Consider the following 4,417-nt stretch of genomic DNA (forward strand, 5'->3'; position numbering starts at 1 on the left):
CGGGCTTGGACACGGGTGCCGTTCTCGGTGTGCTCGGAGCGCGAAATCCTGCCGTCGGCATGGATCCTGGCGAGCAGATCGCCGCGAGTATACGGCGCGCTTCGCCCATGCGCTTTCGAGGCCGAAACGGCGAGAAGGGCCTCAACCCTTTGTAGGCCTCGTAAGACTCGGCACCAGGTGGTGATTGCGGTGAGGATCGGTGTTCTGCGGTCCGGGTTCCGGTTGTTACCGGAACCGGCGCGGGGAACGGGTCTGTCGGCCGTCCGCGACATGGTGCCGGAAGCACGGCCCCGGCTCGGGGTCACTGCTCCGAGCCGGACTCGGGCCCGCGGGTCCGAGTCCGCCGGGACCGATCGTGGTACTCCGTCTTCCGACGGATATCCCGGACCCACTACCTCGGTAGGGGTGTACCGCCCCCTCGCTACAGCCCGGCGAGGGGGCTTCGGCCTCTCCGGCGAGAGGGAAGCGCCGAACCCGACTCCCGCCGGCGCTCACCCACTTGCCGAGCGGTCGGCATTGTCGACGAAGTCCCGAGGGCTCCGAGCCCGCGCTGCCGGAAGCGGCGCCGATGAACACAGCCCCGCGCCGCCGAGGCGGCGCCACGAACACAGGAGTGGGACGTGAACGAGAAGATTCAGCGTGTCGGTGTCATCGGTGCCGGCCAGATGGGCGCGGGTATCGCCGAGGTGTGCGCTCGGGCGCATGTCGATGTGCTCGTGTACGAGCAGACCCGGGAACTCGCCGCCGCCGGCCGGTCGCGGATCCTGCGGTCCCTGGACCGGGGTGTGAGCAGCGGCAAGATCACCGAGCGGGAGCGGGAACAGGCGGCCTGGCGGCTGCGATTCACCTCCGACCTGGGCGATTTCGCCGACCGGCAGCTGGTGGTGGAGGCCGTCCTGGAGGACGAGAAGGTCAAGACCTCGATCTTCGCCGAACTCGACAAGGTGGTCACCGACCCCAGCGCGGTACTGGCCTCCAACACCTCCTCCATCCCGATCATGAAGATCGCGGTGGCCACCAACAACCCCGAGCGGGTCGTCGGTATGCACTTCTTCAACCCGGTGCCGGTGCTCCCGCTGGTCGAACTGGTGACCACGCTCAAGACCAGTGGCGCCGTCACCGAGCGGGCGGAGAAGTTCGCGGCCGAGATCCTCGGCAAGGAGATCGTGCGATCCTCGGACCGCTCCGGTTTCGTGGTCAACGCGCTGCTGGTGCCGTACCTGCTCTCGGCCATCCGCATGGTCGAATCCGGTTTCGCCACCAAGGAGGATGTCGACAAGGCGATGGTGCTCGGTTGCGCCCACCCCATGGGTCCGCTCGCGCTCACCGACCTGGTCGGCCTCGATACGGTGAAATCCATCGCCGACTCGATGTACGGCGAATTCAAGGAGCCGCTGTATTCGGCCCCGCCGCTGCTCATGCGCATGGTGGAGGCGGGACTGCTGGGTAAGAAGACGGGCGCGGGCTTCTACCAGTACAACAAAGCGTAGGCACAGCCGGCGGTCTTTCGCGTGCCGGTGAGAACTGGGCCTGTTCGTGACGGTGCTGTGTTTTTTGGCGGCGCCTGCGGCTCGACCCTTGGAGGTGTCTCGTAAGACTCGACGCATGTGGGTTGCGTCGGGAATGTGTGTAAGCCTTCGCTTCGGGTAGCTCTCGGGCACCGGTCGTAGGACGTACCGTTCTACCCGGTAGGCGGCGTCCATGGTCGGGCCGTCCCGGTTCTGGAGCGCAGGGCGCGGAAGCGCGGCGACTGAGCGGCGGAGTGAAGAACTGGGGTCGACAGGGCCCCGGCCTGTCCCGCGCCGGCGGGGCAATTAGACACGGAGGTCGACATGGTCAACGTCGGTGAAGGGTTCGGCTCGAGTGTGCTGGGGTATCCGCGGATCGGTCCGCACCGGGAGCTCAAGCGCGCGCTCGAGGCGTACTGGCGGCGGGCGATCACCCGGGACGAGCTGCACGCGGTCGGACGCGATATCCAGGAGCAGCAGTTCAACGAGCTCGCCGCCACCGGACTCACCCAGGTCCCGGGGAACACTTTCTCCTTCTACGATCATGTGCTCGACAACGCGCTGCTCTTCGGCGCGTTCCCGTCCCGCTTCGCGCAATACCGCGCCGATCTCGACCCGCTCGATTTCTATTTCCTGATGGCGCGTGGCCGGCCCGATCTACCGCCGCTGGAATTGGTGCGTTTCTTCGGTACGAACTACCACTACCGGCAGCCGGAACTCGACGCCGATACGGAATTCTCCCTGCACGCCGACGCGTTGCTGGACGAGTGGGACCGGGCGATGGCCGTGGGCATCGAGCAGCGCCCGGTGGTGCTGGGCCCGGTGTCGCTGCTGCTGTTGTCGAAAGCCGGCAGTGTGCCCGGCGAGTCGGCCGGGTTCGACACCATCGATCTGCTGGACCGGCTGCTCCCGGTCTACGAGCAGTTGTTCGAGATCCTCGCGCGGCGCGGCGCCACCTGTGTGCAGTTGGACGAACCCTGTTTCACCGCCGAGCGTTCCGCCGCCGAACTTGCCGCTTTCGAACGCGTCTACGACCGGCTGTCCAAGGCGCCGCTGCGGCCACGCATCCTGGTCACCGGACAGTACGGCGATTTCGGGGAAGCCCTGCGTATTCTCGCCGGCACCGCGGTGGAGGCGATCGGCCTCGATCTGGCGTCCTACCGGGTCCGGCCCGAAGATCTGGCGCAGATCCCGGGTATTCGCCGTAAACGGCTCTACGCGGGGGTCATCAGCGGCACGAACGTGTGGCGGGCCGACCGCTACGTCACCTTGGAATACCTGAACGAACTCGCCAAGGTGTGCCCGGACCTGGTGGTCTCCACCGGGGCCACGTTGCTGCATGTGCCCTATGACGTGCTCGCCGAATACGATATCGACGGAAACGTCGCCGATCGGCTCGCATTCGCGAAGCAGAAAGTCGGCGAGGTCGTCTCACTGGCCAAAGCACTCACCGAGGGTCCCTCGGATACATGGCGTAAACGCCCCGGCGAAGTGCATTTCAAACAGAAGCACGCGGTCCGCCAGCGGGTCTACGCGATCACCCCGGAGATGCGGGAACGCGCACCCTACGCCGAGCGCCGGGCCGCACAGCAGGAGAAATTGCAGCTGCCGCCGGTGCCCGCCACCACCCTGGGCTCCTATCCGCAGAGCGTCGAAGCTCGGCAGGCCCGCCACCAGCTGGGTGAGGGGCGGCTCTCCTACGACGAATACCGCAAGAAGATCGAGGCGGAGATCGCCGCCACCATCGCACTGCAGGAAGATATCGGCCTCGATGTGCTGGTGCACGGCGAGCACGAGCGCAACGACATGATCCAGTACTTCGCCGAATTGCTGGACGGTTTCGCCACCACCCATTTCGGCTGGGTGCAGGTGTACGGTTCGCGCTGTGTGCGCCCGCCGATCATCTACGGTGACGTGTCGCGACCGGCGCCGATGTCGGTGGAGTGGATCACCTACGCGCAGTCGCTGACCGATAAACCGGTGAAGGGAATGGTCACCGGACCCGTCACCATGGTGGCGCGGTCGTTCGTCCGGCAGGACCAGCCGCTCTACGAAACGGCCGATCAGGTGGCGCTGGCCATCCGCGACGAAGTGGTGGATCTGGAACGCGCCGGCATCGGCATCATCCAGGTCGACGAACCGGCGCTGCGCGAGCTGTGGCCGGCCCGGCCCGAGGGCCGCGCCGAATACCTGCGCTGGGCGATCGGCGCCTTCCGGCTCGCGACCTCGGGTGTGGCGCCCAGCACCCAGATCCACACCCATATCCCGTACTCGGGCCGCACCGAGATCGTCCAGGCCATCGAACAGCTCGACGCCGACGTCACCGCCATCGTCGCCACCCGGTCCATCGAATGGGTGCTGAAAGCGCTCGAGGACGACTACGCCTCCGGCCACGGGCTCAGTCACGGCGTCGGTCCGGGTGTGTACGAGAGCCGTTCGGCCCGGATCCCGGATATCGACGAACTGGACGAGCTGCTCACCGCGGCCGCCGCGGCCGTCGGCCCCGACCGGCTCTGGGCCAACCCGGACGGCGGCCTCAAAACTCGCCACCACTGGCAGCTCGACCCCGCCCTCCGCAATATGGTCGCCGCCGCCCGCCGTGTCCGCCGCCGCCTGGAAGCTGAACAGGACCTCGATCCGTCCCCGGAGTGAGCGCAGAACTCCGCACAGCTTCCGAGCACGAGGCCGCGTCCCTCTCCTGATATCCACATCCACGCGCACGGTCTCCAAGAAAACCGGCAGCGGGTGGACAGCAGGCGATCGATCGCAGCCACGTCCGGACCCGACCTGCACGCTCGTCGAATACCGACGTAACCCCATGCGTCGAGTTTTACGAGACACCTCCAAGGGTTGAGGCCCGTCTCGCCGTTTCGGCCTCGAAGCGCATGCGCCGCAGGCGCGAGTCTCGA

The 4,417-nt window shown here is 66.9% G+C and carries 2 protein-coding genes; both read left to right on the forward strand.

Annotated elements, in window-relative coordinates; genetic code table 11:
* Nucleotides 1-620: 620 nt before the first annotated feature.
* Nucleotides 621-1,490, forward strand: coding sequence for a 3-hydroxybutyryl-CoA dehydrogenase (locus tag ABZV91_RS32170; protein ID WP_355249481.1), 870 nt, complete (start codon nt 621-623; stop codon nt 1,488-1,490).
* 342 nt (nt 1,491-1,832) lie between these two features.
* The gene (gene metE, locus ABZV91_RS32175) at nt 1,833-4,160 is read left to right on the forward strand and encodes a 5-methyltetrahydropteroyltriglutamate--homocysteine S-methyltransferase (protein ID WP_355249482.1); all 2,328 of its coding nucleotides are present in this window, start codon (nt 1,833-1,835) and stop codon (nt 4,158-4,160) included.
* Nucleotides 4,161-4,417 lie beyond the last annotated feature (257 nt).

The organism is Nocardia sp. NPDC004568 (assembly GCF_040609955.1).
Classification (GTDB): Bacteria; Actinomycetota; Actinomycetes; order Mycobacteriales; family Mycobacteriaceae; genus Nocardia.

Coding starts and splice junctions, on each gene's coding strand:
- metE (WP_355249482.1), top strand. CDS start 1,833: ATGGTCAACGTCGGTGAAGGGTTCGGCTCGAGTGTGCTGGGGTATCCG.